Origin of the sequence: Pontixanthobacter luteolus, assembly GCF_947494915.1 — a bacterium.
Lineage (GTDB): Bacteria > Pseudomonadota > Alphaproteobacteria > Sphingomonadales > Sphingomonadaceae > Pontixanthobacter > Pontixanthobacter luteolus.
On the sequence record NZ_CANLWR010000001.1, the window covers coordinates 465,230 to 485,583 of the forward strand.

Below are 20,354 nucleotides of genomic sequence, written 5' to 3' on the forward strand. Positions count from 1 at the left end.
ACAAACCAGCGCAATGAACCTGCGCGCCTCTGCCATTTTCTTGTCTGCTCGCCCGCACGGCGAAACGGCGGTGATCGGGCGCTTCCTGACAGAGCATTACGGGATGGTCGCCGGGTATATTGCCGGTGGACGCGGGCGGCAGCTGCGCCCCGTGGTCATCCCCGGCAATCTGGTGGAGGTCGAACTGCGGTCGAAATCCGACAGCCAGTTACCGTTCGCGAGACTGGAATTACTCCAGAGCCGCGGCCCCTGGCTCACCGAACCGTTACCCGCTGCGGCAATCAATTATGCCGCAGCGCTAACCGCCACGGTCCTGCCCGAGCGAAACCCCTATCCGGCGCTTTACGAGGCAATGTCCGGGCTTCTCGACGCAATTTGCAATGCTCCGTCCGCGCGCGGCTGGCTGGGGGCGATGGTCGTTTACGAAACGCTGCTGCTGCGCGATCTGGGATATGGCGGCGGGGCTGCCCCGGTATTCGCGGATTTCGATGATGCATTTGCCGCATTCGACCGATTGTTTAAGCCGATAGAGAAACACTTGCTTGTCGGGACATACGGCGATGTTATGTCCGCGCGGAACCTGTTGAGGGCACGCCTTGCCAGGATTGCGGGACACACTGACACATGAAAATTGCGATTTTTCCGGGTGATGGAATTGGCTCTGAAGTAACGCGCGAAGCTGTGCGCGTGCTTGAGGCTCTGAAGCTGCCCGGATTGACGCTGCTGGAAGGTGATGTCGGCGCGGCGGCCTATCACAGGCATGGCCGCCCGCTGCCTGCTGAAACGCTGGATATGGCAAGGGCCAGCGATGCCATATTGTTCGGCGCTGTCGGCGATCCGTCATGCGACAATCTGGAGCGGCATCTTCGACCGGAACAGGCTGTGCTGGGCCTGCGATCCGAACTTGGGCTGTTCGCCAATTTGCGCCCGGCAACCGTATTTGCAGGGCTGGAGGACTTGTCCGGCCTGCGCCCCGAACTGGCGCGGGCAATCGATCTGTTGATCGTGCGCGAGCTGAACGGCGACGTGTATTTCGGCGAAAAGGGTATGCGCGAAACCGCCGACGGCCAGCGCGAAGGGTGGGACATGATGTCCTACAGCGAAGGCGAGGTTCGCCGGATCGCCCATTCCGGTTTTCTCGCCGCGCGCAAGCGGGGATCGAAACTGTGCAGTGTCGACAAGGCCAACGTACTTGAAACCAGCCAGCTGTGGCGCGACGTGATGATCGAGGTCGCTGCTGATTACCCCGACGTCGAGCTCACTCACATGTATGTCGACAACGCCGCGATGCAGATGGTGAAGAATCCGGGGCAATTCGATGTCGTCGTTACCGGCAATCTGTTCGGCGATATCCTGTCTGACCTCGCAAGCATGTGCGTCGGCTCAATCGGGCTTCTCGCCAGCGCTTCTCTGGGCGAGCGGCAGACCGAATACGGTACCTTCGGACTGTACGAGCCGATCCACGGCAGCGCGCCCGATATTGCCGGGCTGGGGAAGGCCAATCCAATGGCGACGATCCTGTCGGTGGCGATGATGCTGCGCCATTCCTTCGGAGACGAGGATCAGGCATGCAAAGTCGAGACGGCCGTGGCCCGGGCGCTTTCCGATGGCGTGCGCGGCGGCGATCTGGGAGGCGATCTGGGCACAGAGGCAATCGGGGATGCGGTGCTGGAGCGGCTGTGACGCTGCAACTGGCCATTATTCTGCCAACCCTGAACGAGCGTGAGAATCTCGCTCCGCTGATCGATCGTATTTCTGCCGCAATGGGCGATACCGGTTGGGAAGCGATTATCGTCGATGACAACAGCGAAGACGGAACCGCTGACGAGGCGCGCGTGCTCGCCCGTTCTGACCCGCGCATCCGTGTCATCCAACGAATCGGGCGCCGCGGTCTCGCATCTGCCGCAATCGAGGGGATTTGCGCCACTGCGGCCCCCTATGCGGCGATTATGGATGCCGATCATCAGCATGATCCTGCGCTGCTGCCGCGAATGCTGACGTGTGTGGCGGGCGGTGACAGCGATGTCGCGATCGCTTCCCGCTATGTTGAAGGTGGCAGCACGGCCGGCCTTTCCAGCGCCCGGCGGGAAAAGGCATCCGGTCTTGCCAACTGGATGGCGCGCCGGATCACCGGCACCGAACTGACCGACCCGATGAGCGGGTATTTCTTGATGGAAAGCGCCCGCTTCCGCGCAGCCGCACCGTCGCTTTCAGGTATCGGGTTCAAGATATTGCTCGATGTTCTCGCCACGTCGCGCGGTGCGCTGTCGGTGAAGGAATTCCCGTTGGAGTTCGGCCGGCGAAGGGCAGGCGAAAGCAAACTCGACCGGGCGGTTGCGTTTGAGTTTCTTGTCGGACTTTACGAGAGATTTTTCGGCAAAATCATTCCCACCCGGTTCGCCATGTTCGGCACTGTCGGCGCGCTGGGTGTTCTTGTGCATATGGCAGTGCTTGCAAGCCTGTTTCCCGGAATGACCGCGACATTCTGGAAGGCGCAAACGCTGGCCGTGCTAGTGGCCATGAGCTTCAATTTCTGGCTCAACAACTGGCTGACCTATCATGATCAGCGGCTGCGCGGGTTATTGGCGGTGCTGGCTGGCTGGGCCGGGTTCTGCCTGACCTGCGCGGTTGGGGCATTCGCAAATGTTGCGGTAGCTACGTTGCTGGAATCGCGCGGGCTCCACTGGGTACTGGCCGCGTTGACGGGAATCGTGATCGGCGCGGTGTGGAATTACGCGCTGTCCAGCCGCTTCGTATGGGGCCGCTTTTAACGCCAGCCCTCCAGCCACATCCATGCTGTGAAGCTCTGCTTGCCCGGCAATTCCGCTGCGCTGAGAATGGGATGGAAATACACGAACACCGCTACGCTCGCACCAAGCACTGCAAAGGCGGGCCACTTCCAGCCTCTCTCCTTCAATTCTGCCAGCGCCAGGGCCAGCGCGGCCAGAAGGAACGCGCTTGGCAAGAAATAGTGATAGTAAAACTGGATCGGCTTGTTGACGACGATCCACATGCCAAGACTGACTGCGAACATGAGCGCAACTGCCAGCGCGTCCCATCGCTGGCGGGTCAGCCCGGTCCAAACGCTCCATGCCAGAGCGGGCAGGCCAAGCAGCATCGTCAGCGGATTTCCGATCAGCAATACACCGCGCTGTGCCCCGTCGACCGCTTCATATAGATACCAGATCGCGCGTTTGTTCAGCACCCAATCCATCCAGTTCGACTGGTAGGGATGCGGGGTGACGACTGAGCTTTGCATCTCCAGGATCGTGCGGTGAAGCGCGATGAAACCGCCCGGCTCCAGCGGCTGCTCAGGCGCGAAAAACGCTGGCAGATACGTTGCCGAGTATACTGTTAGCGGCACAGCGCCCAGCCATACGGCAGCTTCGAGCAAGGAAATGCCCGGCACCGGCAACCCGCGCTGGCTTGTCAGCAGACGCCGGCGGCCCGCGCTTGCCCTGAGGGCCAGGAATGCAAGTCCGGGGATCATCGCCAGGATCACCACATTCCATTTGGACGCCATTGCAAGACCCAGCGCAACGCCAGCGGCCGCAAGCCTTTTTCGGCCAGTCTCCGGCTCTCGCATCGCGGCAACGCATTGCCACAATGCAAACGCGAAAAAGCCAACCATGAATATATCAAGCATCGCGATCCGCGAATGGACGAAGAGCGCAAATCCTGTGGCAAAGAGAATGCCGTAAGCGATCGAGGCAAACCGCGAGAAGCTGGCGAACCACAGCGCCCGCATCGCCGAATACAGCGTGAGCGTGCCGAATATCAGCGAGGGCAGGCGCCAGCCGGTCGGGTTGTCGCCGAAGACCGCAATACTGACAGCGATAATCTGTTTGCCCAGCGGTGGATGTTCGCGGTTCAGCCAGGCGCCCGATTCCAGCCATCCGCGAGCTGCGGGCAAGTAGTGAACCTCGTCAAAATAGGGTATGCTTGGCACGGTCAATCTGACGAGGCCGAGCAGAAAAAAGCCAAGGCAAAGCAGGGCTGTCCAACCGACTGGATCGGAATCGGAAACGTGTCGGTGGTTCATCGCACTCGATTAGTGCGCGCCACAGAATGCCGCAAGACTGCTTGTTTGACGCAATCATCCAATAACCCTTTGCCCGCTGAACGTAACAATCGGGCGATAACAATTACGCGGCGAGAAGACCGCATTCGGGAGAGCATCGAGCGAAACGCGCATCCAATGCGCTGTGAAATGAGGGTAATAGCCGTGATTAAGCCGTTGATGTGTCTGGCAAAGGGGCACAGTGTGAATCGCAATAGAGTGTGGCACGATGGCCGGAATTACCGCAGCCGCTGCACGGTTTGCTCGAGACCTCTGCTCCGCGATCACGGCAACTGGCGCAAATTCGACCTTCAGGAGGACGCCAGCGAGGCGCGCGAATTGCATCCGAGAACCGGCGAGATCGCATGATCGGTGCGGTGTGGGAATGAGCATCGCGAAATTGTAGGCGCGCATCCGGTTGCGGCCTTGCAATAGGAGAGTTTGCAGCAGGTGCGGCAGCCAGACCTCTTGCAGCCGCTGAAATTTAGTTTGCTTGCGGGGCCGGTCGCTGCCGCTTAAGCCGCGCAATATGAAAAAGACCACCGGCACAGATCGCAAAATCACTCAGGCATGGCGCCCCGCAACGCAGGCAATCCGCGGCGGAACATGGCGCAGCGAACACGGCGAAACCAGCGAAGCACTGTTTCTGACTTCGGGTTACACCTACGATGACGCAGCAACTGTTGCGGCCCGGTTTGCTGGTGAGCAGGACGGGATGACCTATTCCCGGCTGCAGAATCCAACCGTGGCCATGCTGGAAGAACGGATTGCGCTGATGGAAGGCGCAGAAGCATGCCGTGCGCAGGCCAGCGGGATGGCTGCGATGACGGCGGCGCTGCTGTGCCAGCTATCAGCCGGCGATCACTGCGTCGCGGCTAGGGCTGCGTTTGGTTCGTGCCGCTGGCTGGTGGATCACCTGCTGCCGCGTTTCGGCATCGAAACCACCGTTATTGACAGTGCGGACAATGCTGCCTGGGAGCAGGCGATCCGCCCCAATACAAAAGTGTTCTTCTTCGAAAGTCCGGCCAATCCGACGCTCGACATTGTCGATCTGGACTTTGTCTGCGGCCTCGCCAGTTCGCGCGGGATTACCACGGTTGTCGACAACGCCTTCTGCTCGCCTGCGTTGCAACGGCCAATGGAATTCGGGGCCGATGTAGTCGCATATTCCGCGACCAAGCTGATGGACGGGCAGGGCAGGGTATTGGCCGGTGCTGTGTGCGGGACCGATGAATTCATCAATGAAACCCTGCTCCCGTTTCAGCGCAACACCGGGCCGAATTGCGCGCCGTTCAACGCGTGGGTCGTCCTGAAGGGGCTCGAAACGCTCAGTCTGCGGGCGCACAAGCAAAGCGAGAATGCGCTCACGCTGGGGCAGTTTATGGAGGACCGGATTGCGCAATCGGGCGGGACCATGCTGCATCCCGGACTTGCGAGCCATCCGCGCTACGATCTGGCCGTGAAACAGATGGATGCCTGCGGGCCGATTTTCAGCTTTGTGGTGGAAGGGCGGAAACAGGCACATGCAATCCTTGATGCGCTGAACCTGATCGACATTTCCAACAATATTGGCGATGCCCGCAGCCTGATGTGTCATCCGGCGAGCACCACCCATGCTGGAATGAGCGCCGAGGAAAGAACGGAGATGGGCGTCCAAGAAGGGATGCTGCGGATCAATGTCGGGCTGGAAGATGTGGAAGACCTGATCGAAGATATGGACCAGGCGATGAAAGCTGCGGGCCTTTAGGGAGTTGTCGACGTGAGCAAGACCATTGAAATGATTTTCGATATTGTCAGCCCGAACGCGTATTTCGCGTATTACCCGCTGAAGGATACCGCCGCGAAACACGGCGCGGCGATCGAGATTACCCCGATCTTCCTTGCCGGAATGCACAAGCTGACGGGAAATGCTCCGCCGTTCATCCGCGACGCAGAGGTTAAAGGCAAAAACGAGTACGCGATGCTCGAAATGAACCGGTTTATTGCAAATCACGGCATGACCGATTGGAAAATGAATCCGAAATTTCCGTTCAATTCGGTCATGCTCCAGCGATTGCTGTGTGCAGTCGATAATGAAGAGCGCCTCAAGCTTCTCGATATTCTGCTGCCTGCGGTGTGGCATGACGGGGTCGATCCAACCGATCCAGAGGCTATCGGCCCGGTGTTGATGGATGCAGGCTACGAAGCGGCAGAACTGCTTTTGAAAACGACCGACCCGGCAGTGAAACAGGCTTTGATGGATAACACCGACAAGGCGGTCGAGCGCGGTGCATTCGGCATCCCGACCTTTTACATTGGCGAGGAAATGTTCTTCGGCAAGGAACGCCTTGGTCAGATCGAGGATGAACTCGCCGGCTAGCCTTCCAGCGGGGATCCGGCGTTTTCCAATTAAATTTGGAGCGCACGGGCCACGGTGATCGCGCGTGAAGTCTGTCCGCCGCCGGTGAGCATATCCATATTGCGCCGGGTCCGACCTGGCTCGCGGCACGACAGGGCGACCGCTTCTAGCGCCAGCCCTTCGTCCAGCGTCATTTTCGGGGCGCAGCAATTCGCAATAATGAAGTGCGGTATTACCCGATATCAGTAGACGACACCTTCCAGCCCCTTGCCGCCATCGGCGATAAATTCACCGATCCGGCTTTCGAGAACAGGCAAGGGCACCGATCCCATCGCTAGGATCACGTCATGAAATTTTCGAATGTCGAAATCGTCGCCCAGCGCCGCTTCCGCCTCGCCCCGCAAACGGCGGATCTGCATTTCGCCAAGCTTGTAGGCGAGTGCCTGACCCGGCCAGCTGATATAGCGGTCGATCTCGGTACCGACCTCGTGCCGCGACAGGGCGGTGCGGTCTGCAAGATATTCAACCGCCTGATCACGGCTCCATCCTTGCGAGTGAATACCGGTGTCGATCACTAGCCTGGCTGCGCGCCACATTTCGTAGGAAAGCCGGCCGAAACGTTCATAAGGCGTCCGGTATATGCCCATCTCCTCGCCGAGGAATTCGGTATACAGCCCCCAGCCTTCGCCCATGCCCGAGAAGTAAATGCTTCGCCGGAACTCGGCGGTTTCCCCTTGCTCGCGCTGAAACGCCGCCTGAAAGCTGTGGCCCGGCGCACATTCATGGATTGTCAGTGCGGGAATGTTGTAGAGCGGCCGCGACGACAGGTCGTGCGTGTTCATCAGGCAGCTCTCATATCCCCCGCGGCCCGCAGTGTAGAACGGGGCAATGGCGTCAGGCACAGGTCGAATGGTGAAGCGGTGCCGCGGCAGAAAACCGAAATATTCGCCCAGCTTCCCGTCAACCCGCTTCGCCACATAGGCCGATACACCCATCAATTCCTCGGGCGTACGGGGGATGAATTGGGGATCTGTGCGCAAGCGCTCGTTGAATTCCGAGATGCTGCCTTCGAAAGCCAGTTCCTGCATGATTGCGCGCATGGCCGCTTCGATCCGCGCCACTTCATCAAGGCCGATTGCATGGATCTGGTCAGCTGTCAGGTCGAGCGTCGTGTACTGTCTGATTTGCTGGGCGTAATACGCCTCTCCGTCAGGGAATTTCTCCGCCGCGATTGTGCCGCGCGCATTGGGGAAATAGTCGTCGCGAAGAAACTTCAGCAAGTTGGCGTATGACGGCGCAATTGCCTGTTCAATTGCGGCGCGCCCTGCTTCCTTCAGCCGCTTTCGGTCCTCTTCAGCGAAACGATCGGGCATCTGTTCGAATGCGGTCCAGAACGGGTTCTGCGAATAATCTTCCGCAGCGTAGGGGACTAGCGACGCATCGCGCCCCTCCAGCGTGATCCTGGGGACTGAGAATCCGCGTGCAAGCCCGGCTTTCGAGTTGGCAATTTGCTCATCGAAATAACGCGGCACCTGCCGCATCCGGGCGATATACGCGTCATATTCCTCGACCGACTGAAATCCGGTGCGCGGGTTGAGATAACTCCAGAAGTTGGAATCGCTGTCGAAGGGCATTTCCCATTCGGCAAAACGGGCATCTCCGATCTGTTCGGTGAGCACGCTACGAAGGACGGCTGCGTTGACCTGTTCTTCGGGTGACAGCGATGCATGACCAATCTGATCAAGCCGTGCCAGAAAGTCGGACACCGCGGCGGCGCGGCGGCGCATTTCCGCCGGTTTGACCGAAGGCAGCGTCCCGCCGCGTGTGTAGTCACCGTCTTCGGATTTGGTAAATCCCCACTCCGTCATCCTCCAATCGTGATATTCACCGTAAAGCATCTGGAGCGCCGCATCGGCATCGGTTTGCTGCGCGCTGGCGGCTTCGGATGCCCGCTCCTGCGAGTAGGCAAACGGAGCGGCGGTCAGATAGAGTGCTGCTGCAAGCGAGGCGGAAAGTGACTTCATGAACATGGTCTCCCTATCCGGACTGTCTAGCGGCGCCAGAACGACTTTCAAGCGACAGGGCACAGTCGGTCATCCTCCCCTGCCGCTGGTGGGCGGTTGTGCATCGCAGCATAAACGCCTAGATGGCGGGCGAACTATTGGCGGGCACTTCGCGCGCATCCAGCAGAATTTGGACTGATTATGACTGTAGACCGCAGCTTCGCGGCCACTTTTCGGCGTGACTGGCTCGCGCAGCCCAAGGCGGATATCCTGGCGGGTATTGTCGTTGCGCTGGCGCTCATTCCAGAGGCTATCGGCTTCTCCCTGATTGCCGGTGTCGACCCGAGTGTCGGCCTGTATGCTTCGGTTGCGATCGCGATGATCATCGCGCTTACCGGCGGCCGTCCGGGGATGATTTCCGCCGCGACTGCCGCAGTGGCCGTGGTGGTCATTCCGCTGGTCCGGGATTACGGGGTGGAATACCTATTCGCGGCGACAATCCTCATGGGTATTTTCCAGGGTATCGCCGCGCTGCTGCGGCTTGACCTGGTGATGCAGTTTGTCAGCCGCAGCGTGATTACCGGCTTTGTAAACGCTCTCGCAATCCTGATTTTCCTCGCCCAGATACCTCAGCTCGATCCGACGGCAGAAGGCGTCACCTGGTACACCTATGCATTGGTGGCTGCTGGCCTTGCGATCATTTATGGCTTCCCGCGCCTGAGCAAGGCTGTGCCAAGCCCGCTGGTCGCGATCGTTCTTCTGACCATGGTTGCAGTGTTCTGGAACCTGCCGGTCAACAATGTCGCCGGTGAAGGCAAATTGCCCGACGGCCTGCCGACATTCGGCATTCCCGATGTCCCGCTTAGCTGGGAAACGCTGCGGATCATCGCCCCCTATTCGCTGACAATGGCTGCCGTGGGTCTGCTGGAAAGCCTGCTTACCGCGCAGATCGTTGACGATATGACGCACACGGAAAGCAACAAGCAGCGTGAAAGCTGGGGTCAGGGCGTCGCCAATATCGGCGCTGCGTTCTTCGGCGGTATGGGCGGCTGCGCAATGATCGGACAGTCGGTGATCAACGTCGCATCGGGTGGCCGCGGCCGTCTGTCGACATTTGTCGCAGGTGCTTTCCTGTTGTTCCTGCTGACCGTGCTTGGCCCCTATGTTGGCAGCGTGCCGATGCCTGCGCTCGTTGCAGTGATGATCATGGTGTCCATCGGTACTTTCAGCTGGAATTCCATTCCCAATCTGCGCCGCCATCCGCCAACCTCGTCAGCTGTCATGCTGGCCACGGTGATCGTGGTCGTGTGGACGCACGATCTTGCGATGGGCGTGCTTGCCGGGGTCCTGCTTTCGGGGATATTCTTCGCCGGCAAGGTTCGCACCATGTTCGACGTCGAACGCGTGCGACGGCCGCACAGTGCAGTGTACAAGGTTACCGGGCAGATTTTCTTTGCCAGCGTTGACCGGTTTATCGATGCTCTGGGGCCGGAAAGCCAGTTTGAAGATGCCGCCCATCATGTCGTAATCGACGTGTCCGGCGCGCATTTCTGGGACATTTCCGCCATCGAGGCGCTTGAAAAAGTCGTCGACAGGATGCGCCGCAATGGCCGGCATACTCGTATCGTCGGGCTGAATACGGCCAGTGCGGACCTGTTTGACCGCTTCGCACTGGAGGACCGCACCGGCCTGGAAATCGGCCTCGCTCCGCACTGATCTTGCTGGCCGGTTTATTCCGGCAGATAGGCCTGTTTGGTTTCCGTCAATGTGACAGGCGGAACCGGCAGGAAACTGATGATCGGATCGACACGGTAGCTGATCGATACCTCGCCGTAATCCGCACCATTGCTGGTGCCGCGTTCGAATGTGAGTTCGGTGATGTTGTCTGCCTTCATCGCGACGAGCTCGTCACGCACCTCGTCCAGTACCTCGGTTTCGGTTGCGTCGGGATTGACCTTGGCAAGGCGGATGCCTTCGCCAGCGGCATGACGAAGCGCGCCTGATGTGTGCAGGGTAACGCCCATCTGAACCATGCCGATCATCAGCGTTGCCAGCACTGGCAGTGCAAAGGCGAAATCAATCGTGCTTGAACCATCCCGGTTCGTCAGAAGAGTTCGCATCACTGGAACCTTACCAGGCTGTCGCCGCTGACCGAAACCGCCTGATCGAACGCCTTGACGCCAAGAACCCTGGCAAAGCCGCTCCAGTCGAATTCAGTATCCACATCGCTGGTGATGTTGATGTTGACGAAGCGGGCCGGAACCTGCCCCGATGGGCAAACCGATGTGAAATCGGATTGCTTCGTGCCGTTGCATTCAAGGAATATCTGCACCGTCACATCGTTTTGCGAAACTCCGGCTGCTTCTGCGGCCTCGGCTTTCAGCGTGGCGCCATTGCTGGCCAGCACATCGCGGCGCGCCAGTGCGAAATCGGTTGTTCGCTGGGCTGCCTGTTCGAAATCGATCTTGGTGCCGATCAGCCGTGATGCATCGACCATGCCGAGGCTGAGGAGGACGAGAAAGGGCAGGGCGAGGCCCAGTTCCATGGCTCCGAAGCCGGCGCGGTCATTGCGCAGACGCTTTGCGAGTGAGAGGATGCTCATGCGGTTTACTCCACTACCCGGACAATGCGCGAGCGCGTGTCCAGATTATCGATATCGCTCGGGCAATCATTGTCGAGCGAACTTGTCCCGGAGAAATTCACCCGCTGTGCCACCAGTAGGAGACAATCGGCATGCTGGCCGGCATTGCCGTTGAACCGAACATCACCGTTCGGAAAATAGACGATGCCGTTGAAGTTCAGATCCGATCCGCCGTTGATCGTCGTGGTGGTGTCCGAACCCATCGGGTCCTGAAAAATCAATACGCCGTGCCAGTCAGCATCCTGCGCCTCGGTAGGAGCGGTAAGGTCCAGCTCCGCGCCGCCATTGATCGACATGGTGGCGACGTTCGCGCTGGTCGTTCCGGTCAGAATGAAGGTTACGCCTTCACCAAATACGCGCGCCTGCGAATTCACCGAAAGACTGCCGCGGTCGATTATGTAGACGCCCGGGTTCAGCGTAACGTCGCCCTTTAGCGCCATCCCGTTGCAATAGCGGCCCGGGTTGAGCGTGACCGTCTGGTTCGGCTGGATATTGAGATTGTTTGCAGTGCACCCCGCCGGTGCTGAGGGAGATGTAAGGTTGCGCGATGCGAGCGGGTCCCTGACGGGCAGTCCGTAAGGCAGCAGGTCGGTGCCGGACGGAATATTGGTGTCGTCATAGCTGATCCCGCCAACGCTGCTGATCGGGTCGGAAACCAGATAGCTGCTTCCGCCCAGGGTTACCGCCGAATTGCCGCGAGAATTGGCCGCAGCGCCGCAGCCAAGGTTCACATTGGCATTACCCTGAACATCGATCCCGACGCCGCTTTCCGCCAGTGCGATGACGCAGTGTTCAGCGCCAGCAACAATCGCTGCGACGGAGCGCACGCGGATGGTCGGCGGAGCAGTGACGAACAGGCTGGAGAACGGGAGCGACTGGCTTGTAGTGGCAATCACTTCGACTGCGCCGGTATCGCCTGCGAAATTCCCACTGGCCGGAGGGCTTGTCAGGCTGGATATGGTGAACGCATCGACAAAATTGCGGTCGATGGCATCGGTCGCGGGGGCGGTGATCGCGGCGCCGCTGCGAAGGCTGTAGGCCCCGGCCATCGCGCCCGAATCCACAGCTTGCTGCAGCTGGCGTTTCCACAGATACCATTGCACCGTGTCGACACCCATGCCCGCCGCACCGACCATGGAAGTCGCGCCGATTGCGGACACCATCAGCACGTTTGCGCTCTTGTCTCGAACCAGTCTTTGCAACTGTTTCAGCATAATGCTGCCCCTTGCTCTTGCCCCTGAAATTGCGCGTCTGCGCACTCCTGTGTGGTTACAATCCGGTAAAGAGCACCCGAATTGCTAAATATTTCGCAGCAGCAATGGTTCACCGGATTTTAACCATCCCGGGCCGTGGTTAGTGCGCGGGCGACGTCAATAATGCGCTTTGGCGCTTTGCTGTGGATCGTGGTGGTTAATCGCGAACCGGATCAGGTTCACACCCTGCCGCAGCGCTTGCATCGCAAAGCAGCAACGTTTCTGCCGAGTTGTCTCCAATGCTGAGGGTTGCGCGAGTTTTTCGAGCCATCGCTGTCGAAATCGGCCAATCCCCCTGATCGGCGGCAATCGAAATGTGCGGTGCGAAACTCTTGTTTGGTTACAGTGTCTTGCCACTGGCGGTGAGCTATGTTTAGTCTCGTGCCATTGAATTTCGGGGGAACTATGATTGGCGGGTTGAATAAATGGCTTCTCGGCGCTGTGCTGCTGAGCGGTTCACAAGTGGTTTGGGCGCAAGAACAAGAAGCCGCTCAAGTCTCAGCCGGGCAGGCTGAGGCTGGGGCACCAGACCAGTCGACTTCTTCAGCCCAGCCAGCAGTGCAGACTGATCCGCCGGCTGCAACGCAGGAGGGTCGGCCGCCGATCATCCCGACAGAACTGTTTGCCCAGTACAACAATTTCAATGGGGCGAAGCTTTCACCCGATGGCAGCTCGGTGGCATTGCAGACCCGCGTGACTGGGAACCCGGTGATCGTAATCATCGATGCCGCAACAAAGCAGGCAACCGGGAGATACGGCCTTGGAGAAAAGGCTCAGATCGAATGGTTTCGATGGGCGGGAAACCAGAAAATCCTGGTCTCGATTTCGTTCATTCACGATTATTTTGGCGACGAGATGCGGTATACGCGGCTGTATGCGCTTGATCTGCAATCGGGAACGACGGCGTTCGTCGGTCGGAGGACCGGTGCGGTAATCGGTGACGATGTAATCTTCGTTGCAGAGGATGGCTCCTACGCATTGGTTTCGATGCAGCGCACGCCCTATGACTATCCCTCGGTTTACCGTCTCGAACTGGAAGAGAATGGTGACGAAGATGACATCCAGAGCCCGAAACAGGGAATCTGGAACTGGTATGCGGACGAAGACGGTGTGGTGAGAATGGGCACGGGCTGGTACCGTAAACGGCTCAGGGTCTATTACCGCAAAGGACCGGATGACAGCCTGAAACTGATCGGCAAGATCAAGGCTGGCGACGAGGACGAAAAGTTCTGGGACATTTCCCAGATCGTCAGCGGGTCCGACGAAGGTTACGTTCTGCAAGAAGGCGATGATGGCCGCATCGGCTTGCGGCTGTTCAATTATGCTACCCGTGAAGTGGTCGATACGTTTTACGAACATCCTGAGTGGAACCTCGATTCGGCCATACTCCGGGACGGTAAACCGGTTGCGGCCTATTACACTGACGACCGTGACCGGGTCGTATGGTTCGATGAAAAGACGGACAAGCAGTACAAAGCCATCGGTAAAGCTTTGCCGGAAGATGAAGTCTGGGTGACTTCGCGCGCAAAGGACGATTCGCGGTTGTTGATATGGGCTGGTGGGGAAGCCGATCCAGGGGCGATTTACATATACACTCCTGAAGAAAAGCGGATCGATCAATTTGCAGAGATGCGCCCGAAACTGAACTTCCGGTTGCTTGCCAAACCAAAGCCTGTCGAATTCAAAACGCGTGATGACAAGACAATGCGGGCATACCTTACCCTGCCACGCGGGCGAGATGCCAAAGGATTGCCTTTGATCCTGCTGCCGCATGGCGGGCCTTATGGTGTCCGGGACAAACTTCGGTACGACGACGATGTTCAGCTCCTCGCCAACCGTGGATATGCGGTGCTTCAGCCGAACTTCCGCGGCTCTGACGGATACGGCAAGGAATTCTCCGAACTTGGCAAAGGCCAGATCGGGCGAAAGATGCAGGACGATATCGACGATGCAATGGATTGGGCGGTCGCAGAGGGCATTGCCGACCCGTCCCGTGTTTGCGTCGTGGGAAGCAGTTACGGCGGTTACGCTGCAATGTGGGCGGTAATCCGTAATCCGGAACGCTATCGCTGCGCGGCCAGCTGGGCGGGGGTGACCGACTGGGACAGCATGCTCAAATATGATCGCCGCTTCCTCAGCCGAAAAGGCAGCAAGAGCTGGCGCGCGAGGATCGAGGGTGAAGACGGATTCGATCTGGATGCGGTATCGCCGCTGGAAAATGCGGGCCGCATTAACCGCCCGCTGCTGATCGCGCACGGTGAAGACGATAGCGTTGTACCCTTCAGCCAGTTCAAGAAGATGAGTAAGGAAGCGGCGAAGGCGCCGATGCCGCCAGAAACCCTTGTGATCGAAGATGAAGGGCACTCGTTCTCGTCATCAGAGAACATCAAGGCGTGGTATGACAAGTTGATCGGGTTTCTTGAGACGCACAATCCCGCAGATTGACGGGCGGCTGGCGGGCGCGTGATCGTGACAGCGCTAAGGCCGCAAAATTTCCCACAAGCGGGCAATTGCAGTTCGGCGCGGGTATGGTTACCTTGGGTTAGCCATGAAAGAGCTTTTCCAGCACGCTGCCATAACCGACGATATCGCTGTTCGCGTTGCGGTTAATTTTCTGCCCGAACAATCGCACCCGGAGGCGGGTAAATGGTTCTGGGTCTATCATATCCGGATCGAGAACGGTTCGGACCGCACCGTGCAGCTGCAGTCCAGACACTGGCGCATCACCGATGCTCGCGGGATGGTCAATCATGTCGACGGCGAAGGGGTGGTCGGAGAAACCCCGGTCCTGAAGCCCGGCGAGTCGCACGATTACGTGTCTGGCTGCCCGCTTACGACACCGAGTGGTACGATGGAGGGGTTTTACACTTTCAGCACCCCGCAAGGTGACCAGCTTGAGGTCCGGATTCCGTTCTTCCCGCTGGCTGCTCCGGCTACGGCTGGCTGAGCGTCACACGAAACAAAAAGGGCAGCGGTTTCCCGCCGCCCTCCCTTTTTAGCACGTCGCGCCCATCAAGGCTGTGCGGCAGTGACCATCTTTCCGACGCTGTCCCACTCTGGCCTGGGCGACCAGTTGCGGTTCGCGCCGAGATAGGATTCATGATCCAGTTCGAGGAGGCCGATGATGGTTTCGGCGACGATCCTCGCGCCCACCGGCCCCAGGCCTTCGCCCTTGGTTCGGTTGCCGCCCGTTTCAGCGCGCCCGATCTCCTGCGCTTCGACCAGCAGATATAGCCAAAGCGGAATGCCCTCGCGCGGCAAGCCAAAGCTTTCCACCTTGTCGCGAACCTTGTCGAGCTCACTATCGGGTCGTCCCATATGGATGGCAATCTTGTCGCCGCCGGGAAGCAGGAAAGTATTGCCGCGCAACAGATTGCGGGTGGCCAGCGAGTTGACATCGTCGGGATCGATGAACGGCAAGGCTAGCAGGATCGGCGCGAGCTTCGCATCAAGTTTGTCCGCTTTCTGCACTGATCGATTTGCTGGCGTGTCGAACAATTCATGGAAATCCACCACCGCATCTGCGCTGGCCAGCGGTTTGAAGCCGCCGCCCAATACGCTGCCGAACAGATCGTGCTGTGCGCCGCTTTTCTGGAGCTGGATTTTTTGCGGGATCATCGAATGGCCGAACCGGTATGCTGCCACCGAAAACTCGACCGGGATGTAGGGATGACCGCCGCAGTAATATTGCCGCCCACAAGCCAGGATGTCGTCCACCACGGGCGCACCACAAATCGAATTGAGAAAGTCGTTCACGACATTCCATTGATAATGCCAGGTCGTCTCGATGCGGGCTTCTTCGAACAATTCGCCGCGGCTCAACCCTTCGTGTGTATGCAGGTCGTCGCAAACGTGGTTGTGAAAGCGGATCATCGCCAGTTGCAGCTGGCTGATCACGCGGTTTTCGTCATTGCGGGGGTCGCCGATGATCGCCCGGCCATTTGCCGCGCGGGCAAGGTCGCTATCGGCAAGCCCGCCGGTGCCGCTGTCAGCCCCGGTCAGCAGTTTCGCCCCGCGAAAATCGTCGTCTTCGTCGGTGTAGAGATATGGCTGCGCTTCCGGCCCAAGCCCGTAGATGCAGTCGAGGTCCAATGTCGGAGTGCGCACATTGGGAACTTCGCCCGGATCGTCCACAACCCGCTGGAAGCTGGTGGACGCATCAAGCGTGATGTCGTGATCAACGAACTGGCCGAAGAATATCTGGCCGACGTCAACTCCCTTCGTCCGCGATTTTTTCGTCCCTGCATCCATTGGGCCTCCAGCGGCCCCAACGGCCTGAAGTTTCGCAGGATGAACATAGGAGGGTGGAATGTCAGGGAACATGCGCCCGAACCGGTCTTCCCGAGAAGGAACTCCTTGCCCCCGGATGCAATACTTTTGCAATCCGACGAGTTCCATCATGCCGTGGTGGTCTGAACGAGACATATTTCTCTCCTATGTTTAATTTCGAATTAACTACGTTATCGTGCGACTCCACTTTTATTACTTTTGCGATTCTTTATTTTGGATTCGTTTTATAATAATAGGAAAAACTCGACAAAGCCAAATTCTTGTCGGCGGCCCGTCTTGCAAACCGGTTGTGTTGCCAATTCGTGCCGGGGATTGGTGCATCGGCAAATCGCACGGTTGCAGCAGGCGCAACCTGCGCCTAAATCGCCTACACTATGAAGCGCACCCATCTGCCACTTAACGCCCTGCGCGTTTACGACGCCGCGGCCCGGCATCTCAGCTTTACCCGTGCAGCAGATGAGCTTGCGGTCACGCCGGCGGCGGTCGGCCAGCAAATCCGCGCGTTGGAAGATCATCTGGGCACGGTCTTGTTTCGCCGCACCAGCAAGGGGCTGGAGCTTACACCAGAAGGCTGCGCCGGACTGGATGCGCTGCGTGAAGGTTTCCTGAAATTTGAAGAGAGCGTGCAGGCGATGCAGGCCGGTCAGGCGAGCGACAGCTACACCATCGCTGCGCCCCGCGAATTCTACGCACAATGGCTCGCTCCGAGGCTTGCGGCATTTCGCAAGGAAAACTCGGAAACCCGTTATCATCTCGTGGAGGATGAGAACGCCGATTTCACCGAGGCAAATCTTGATGTGGCGATCCGTCTGGTCGACGGGCCCGGGGATCTAAATGGGGTAGAGCTTGCCCCGGCAAAGCGGGTGGTTGTTTCCACCGATGGCGCGCCCGATGACTGGATCGACTGGCCAGGTGCCCCGCTGCCCGATGGCGCGGCGCCGACGGTCGAAGTCGGTAATGCCGGTCAGGCCCTATCCAGCGCGATGGCCGGGATGGGCAAGGCGATCTTGCCCTATCTGCTGGTTTCCGAGGCTGTCGATGCCGGGAGGCTGGACATTCTGGAGGGGCCGGACGAGGGCCGCAGAGCGTACTGGATGGTGGCACCTGCGCCGCAATGGCGCCAGAAGAAGGTCAAATCACTGGTCGAGTTTCTGACCGGCGGCTGACCGTTACTCTCCCTCGACGCGGTCTTTCTCCGTGTCTTCCTCAAATTCCTGCATCACCGTATCTGCATCGCGCATATCTTCGCTCGTTGCATCTTCGGCCTCTTCGTTCTTGGCACGGGCGCGGTCCCAGTCGAGGCACATGCGTGCCAGGATCGGGCGGTGGTCCGAACCGACGGGGCCAAGGACCTGCATTTCGTCGATCAGGAATTCATCTGTCACGAACAGGTGATCCAGCGGCCAGCCAAGCCATGTCATGTCGGCGGGGAAGGTGGCGTAAGTGCCGCGCCCGATACGGGGGTCGATGAACTGACCAATTTGCATGAACAGGCGGGTCGTGTCGGACCATGCAACATCGTTGAAATCACCGATTGCAATGACCGGCATTTTCGCGCCGCGTGCTTCGCGCGCAGCCACTACCAATTCTGCGTCGCGTTCTTCGGTATCCTGACCGGGCTGGGGAGGGCGGGGGTGCAAACCAACCAACCGGAATTCCGATTCGCCAAGTCCGATCGTCGCCATCACGGACGGCGTGTCTTTCTGGGCAAGGTCGCGGATCGCGGCGTCTCGCATTGGAAGGCGGCTAGCGAACATCAGGCCGTATTTGTTATCTAGCGGCTGCGATAGTACTTCGGGGTAGCCTGACAGTGCCGGCTGGACAGCATCGGCCCACGCCTGATCGGTTTCCATCAGCAAGACGATGTCGGCATCAATCCGCTCGATCAGGTCGATCGTGCGGCCATATTCACGATTATCCTGCAGTACATTTAGGGAGAGGACGGAAAAACACTGGGCCGTCGCAAGAGTTTCTGCATCCGCGCGGGCAACCTGTGTCGCGGCGATCGGGCTATACGGATATATCCGATAAGCCTGATATGCCGACAAAGCGATCAGTGCCAGCGGGAACCATGGCCGCCAATGGCGATCGAAAATCCATAACAGACCGCCGATAATGAGCATGGCAAAAAGGATTTGCAAACGGGGGAAATCCCACGCCCGGATCCACCACTGATTTGAATCGGTCGTGCTTAGAAGCACGCCGATGATCAGCAATGCGGCTAGAGCGCGCAAAACCCATATTCCGGTCGTCTTCAGTCCCGAACGCGTATCGCGGCTCATGCAATTCTCCCCTGTTGCCTACTAGACGCCGAACCACGGAACTGGTTCCGCGATGGGGGCCGGGGATCAGCCCAATACGTTGAAGACTTCGGCGATGCCAGGCGGGTCGCACTCAAGCCGCAGGCGCTCGACTGCTTCGGCGATGTCAAAGGAGTATGTGTTGACCGCGCCGTCGCGGGCAGTCAGCTGCCCGCCAAGCGATTTGGTAAAGTCGATTGCGCTGGCGTTTTCGGACAGGGTGTTGGCGGTAAAATCGGTCAACCCTTCGCCCGCAGCATCAAGAAGAATGGTGGCAGTCAGAAGTTTGCCAAGGCCCAAGCCGTGAAATTCGTCGAGAACCGCGACCGAGAATTCGGCGCATTCGGGGTGATCTTCCGAACGGAAGGCGTGAACTGCGCCGATGGCAGGCTTGCCTTCTCTGTCCGATGCAATCGCACCCCAGGCCAGATGGTCATGGCCGTCAACATCCAGAAGCCTGTCTATCACCCAGTCGGGCGGGGTGCGTGCGCCGGAAAAAAACCGCAGATAGAGCGAGCGGGCAGACATTTTGCCAAGGCCCTCGCGCATCAACATCAAATCTCCGGGCCCGGGGGTTCTGATGCAAACCGGTGTCCCGTCCTCCAGCCTTGTGTGGATGGTTGCAGAAGAGGGCAGGGCCGAAGTCATGGTGACATCAGGTCTAGCACGCATCGCACCATCAGCAGAGTAAAAAGCAAGCCGCAGACAGTGTCTTGGCGCATGTATCTGAAGACTAGGGACAATCCCTGATTTCGCAGGAAGGGCAACAAACGGACACTCGCTCCGAACCCAGAGTAATGGAGTAAAACCAGATGAGACCGATTGCCGTCGCCCTCACACTCGCAATCGCTGCCACGCTTCCGGCAGCGTGCCACCACGATGTTTACGGCCGTGGTACGCTCGTCTGGTCGAGCTATCCCTATTATGGATGGTATGATGGATATTCCGGCACGTTCTATGACGGTTACTGGGGCGTAGACGGATATTTCTGGTACCGTTTGACGCCGCAGGCGCGGCGCTATCGCAAGGACGAACGGCGTCATTTCCGCCGGGAGAACAGGGATGGCAATCCGAACTACAAGCGGTTCGAACGGCGCATGAACCCGCCGCGCGATGGCACGCGCATGCCGAACTATCCGCGGGGCAAGAACCGTCCTGGCAATTGACTGGCGGTACCTGGAATTGCAATGCATCCGGCAAGCGGGCCGAACGTGGAGGGCTCCCGTTCCTCGCGCTTGACGGATGCAGCGCAAGTCCGTAAAGGCCCGTCATCCGATGTGCGCATCCTCCACCGAGTTTACGCCACACCGGGTAGATAGAGCTGAACATTGCCGGTTTAGCCTCGGGGGCCTGTCGCTTATGCGATGAGGCTCTTTTCTATTGAGCGAACACCGTCCTTCCGGATGCGTTCGTTTCGGGGCGGCCGTCAAAGTAACCCGGAGCCGTTCGGCCCAGGTGGAGTGTTTCAG

Annotated in this window: 20 protein-coding genes; 10 read left to right on the top strand and 10 right to left on the bottom strand. The window is 58.9% G+C overall.

What is annotated here, in order from left to right; genetic code table 11:
• The first annotated feature begins 13 nt into the window (after nucleotides 1-13).
• Genes recO through PO778_RS02215 form a run of 3 tightly spaced genes read left to right on the top strand, consistent with a single transcriptional unit; the run spans nucleotide 14 to nucleotide 2,771 of the window.
• Nucleotides 14-628 (top strand): DNA repair protein RecO, encoded by a 615-nt coding sequence (gene recO / locus PO778_RS02205; protein ID WP_271438458.1) that lies wholly within the window; start codon nucleotides 14-16, stop codon nucleotides 626-628.
• Nucleotides 625-1,683 (top strand): 3-isopropylmalate dehydrogenase, encoded by a 1,059-nt coding sequence (gene leuB, locus PO778_RS02210; RefSeq protein ID WP_271438459.1) that lies wholly within the window; start codon nucleotides 625-627, stop codon nucleotides 1,681-1,683. The genes recO and leuB overlap by 4 nt, the downstream gene beginning before the upstream one ends.
• Complete coding sequence (locus PO778_RS02215; RefSeq protein WP_271438460.1) at nucleotides 1,680-2,771, top strand: glycosyltransferase; 1,092 nt, start codon at nucleotides 1,680-1,682, stop codon at nucleotides 2,769-2,771. The genes leuB and PO778_RS02215 overlap by 4 nt, the downstream gene beginning before the upstream one ends.
• On the opposite strand, the gene PO778_RS02220 is transcribed toward PO778_RS02215, so the two are convergent.
• Nucleotides 2,768-4,042 carry a phospholipid carrier-dependent glycosyltransferase gene (locus tag PO778_RS02220; RefSeq protein WP_271438461.1) on the bottom strand — a complete coding sequence of 425 codons (1,275 nt, stop codon included), beginning with the start codon at nucleotides 4,040-4,042 and terminating at the stop codon, nucleotides 2,768-2,770. The two genes, PO778_RS02215 and PO778_RS02220, sit on opposite strands and share 4 nt — an antisense overlap.
• Nucleotides 4,043-4,096: 54 nt before the next feature.
• A complete protein-coding gene (locus PO778_RS02225) occupies nucleotides 4,097-4,609 on the bottom strand; it encodes a hypothetical protein (protein WP_271438462.1) in 513 nt (170 codons plus the stop codon).
• Here PO778_RS02225 and PO778_RS02230 point away from each other — a divergent pair.
• Together PO778_RS02230 and PO778_RS02235 are read left to right on the top strand one after the other, a co-directional pair.
• Nucleotides 4,590-5,807, top strand: coding sequence for a trans-sulfuration enzyme family protein (locus PO778_RS02230; RefSeq protein ID WP_271438463.1), 1,218 nt, complete (start codon nucleotides 4,590-4,592; stop codon nucleotides 5,805-5,807). The two genes, PO778_RS02225 and PO778_RS02230, sit on opposite strands and share 20 nt — an antisense overlap.
• 12 nt (nucleotides 5,808-5,819) lie before the next feature.
• On the top strand, nucleotides 5,820-6,419 hold the full coding sequence (locus tag PO778_RS02235; RefSeq protein WP_271438464.1) for a 2-hydroxychromene-2-carboxylate isomerase: 600 nt from the start codon (nucleotides 5,820-5,822) through the stop codon (nucleotides 6,417-6,419).
• A gap of 29 nt (nucleotides 6,420-6,448) precedes the next feature.
• Here PO778_RS02235 and PO778_RS02240 read toward each other — a convergent pair whose 3' ends face one another.
• Both PO778_RS02240 and PO778_RS02245 read right to left on the bottom strand, forming a co-directional pair.
• A complete protein-coding gene (locus PO778_RS02240) occupies nucleotides 6,449-6,592 on the bottom strand; it encodes a hypothetical protein (protein WP_271438465.1) in 144 nt (47 codons plus the stop codon).
• A gap of 48 nt (nucleotides 6,593-6,640) precedes the next feature.
• Nucleotides 6,641-8,428 carry a DUF885 domain-containing protein gene (locus PO778_RS02245; protein WP_438944373.1) on the bottom strand — a complete coding sequence of 596 codons (1,788 nt, stop codon included), beginning with the start codon at nucleotides 8,426-8,428 and terminating at the stop codon, nucleotides 6,641-6,643.
• 174 nt (nucleotides 8,429-8,602) lie between these two features.
• Between PO778_RS02245 and PO778_RS02250 the strand changes: the two genes are divergently transcribed.
• Nucleotides 8,603-10,117 carry a SulP family inorganic anion transporter gene (locus tag PO778_RS02250; protein ID WP_160729486.1) on the top strand — a complete coding sequence of 505 codons (1,515 nt, stop codon included), beginning with the start codon at nucleotides 8,603-8,605 and terminating at the stop codon, nucleotides 10,115-10,117.
• 14 nt (nucleotides 10,118-10,131) lie between these two features.
• On the opposite strand, the gene PO778_RS02255 is transcribed toward PO778_RS02250, so the two are convergent.
• From PO778_RS02255 to PO778_RS02265, 3 genes are read right to left on the bottom strand one after another with little or no spacing between them, the layout of a single operon-like run.
• Nucleotides 10,132-10,521: a TadE family protein gene (locus tag PO778_RS02255; protein ID WP_160729487.1), complete on the bottom strand. Its 390-nt coding sequence runs from the start codon at nucleotides 10,519-10,521 to the stop codon at nucleotides 10,132-10,134.
• Nucleotides 10,521-11,003, bottom strand: a complete 483-nt coding sequence (locus tag PO778_RS02260; protein ID WP_160729488.1) for a TadE/TadG family type IV pilus assembly protein — start codon at nucleotides 11,001-11,003, stop codon at nucleotides 10,521-10,523. The genes PO778_RS02255 and PO778_RS02260 overlap by 1 nt, the downstream gene beginning before the upstream one ends.
• A gap of 5 nt (nucleotides 11,004-11,008) precedes the next feature.
• On the bottom strand, nucleotides 11,009-12,256 hold the full coding sequence (locus PO778_RS02265) for a pilus assembly protein TadG-related protein (protein WP_271438467.1): 1,248 nt from the start codon (nucleotides 12,254-12,256) through the stop codon (nucleotides 11,009-11,011).
• 444 nt (nucleotides 12,257-12,700) lie between these two features.
• Here PO778_RS02265 and PO778_RS02270 point away from each other — a divergent pair, with 444 nt between their 5' ends.
• Nucleotides 12,701-14,740, top strand: coding sequence for an alpha/beta hydrolase family protein (locus tag PO778_RS02270; protein WP_271438468.1), 2,040 nt, complete (start codon nucleotides 12,701-12,703; stop codon nucleotides 14,738-14,740).
• 103 nt (nucleotides 14,741-14,843) lie between these two features.
• Nucleotides 14,844-15,242 (top strand): Co2+/Mg2+ efflux facilitator ApaG/CorD, encoded by a 399-nt coding sequence (gene apaG, locus PO778_RS02275; RefSeq protein WP_160729491.1) that lies wholly within the window; start codon nucleotides 14,844-14,846, stop codon nucleotides 15,240-15,242.
• A gap of 65 nt (nucleotides 15,243-15,307) precedes the next feature.
• On the opposite strand, the gene PO778_RS02280 is transcribed toward apaG, so the two are convergent.
• Nucleotides 15,308-16,546 carry a peroxidase family protein gene (locus PO778_RS02280; RefSeq protein ID WP_271438469.1) on the bottom strand — a complete coding sequence of 413 codons (1,239 nt, stop codon included), beginning with the start codon at nucleotides 16,544-16,546 and terminating at the stop codon, nucleotides 15,308-15,310.
• 413 nt (nucleotides 16,547-16,959) lie between these two features.
• Between PO778_RS02280 and PO778_RS02285 the strand changes: the two genes are divergently transcribed.
• Nucleotides 16,960-17,751 (top strand): LysR family transcriptional regulator, encoded by a 792-nt coding sequence (locus PO778_RS02285; protein ID WP_271438470.1) that lies wholly within the window; start codon nucleotides 16,960-16,962, stop codon nucleotides 17,749-17,751.
• A 3-nt stretch (nucleotides 17,752-17,754) separates the two neighbouring features.
• Here PO778_RS02285 and PO778_RS02290 read toward each other — a convergent pair whose 3' ends face one another.
• A complete protein-coding gene (locus PO778_RS02290) occupies nucleotides 17,755-18,867 on the bottom strand; it encodes an endonuclease/exonuclease/phosphatase family protein (protein ID WP_271438471.1) in 1,113 nt (370 codons plus the stop codon).
• A gap of 66 nt (nucleotides 18,868-18,933) precedes the next feature.
• Nucleotides 18,934-19,434 carry a GNAT family N-acetyltransferase gene (locus PO778_RS02295; RefSeq protein WP_235903577.1) on the bottom strand — a complete coding sequence of 167 codons (501 nt, stop codon included), beginning with the start codon at nucleotides 19,432-19,434 and terminating at the stop codon, nucleotides 18,934-18,936.
• Between the two features lie 263 nt (nucleotides 19,435-19,697).
• Between PO778_RS02295 and PO778_RS02300 the strand changes: the two genes are divergently transcribed.
• The gene (locus PO778_RS02300; RefSeq protein ID WP_271438472.1) at nucleotides 19,698-20,051 is read left to right on the top strand and encodes a hypothetical protein; all 354 of its coding nucleotides are present in this window, start codon (nucleotides 19,698-19,700) and stop codon (nucleotides 20,049-20,051) included.
• Nucleotides 20,052-20,354: the final 303 nt, after the last annotated feature.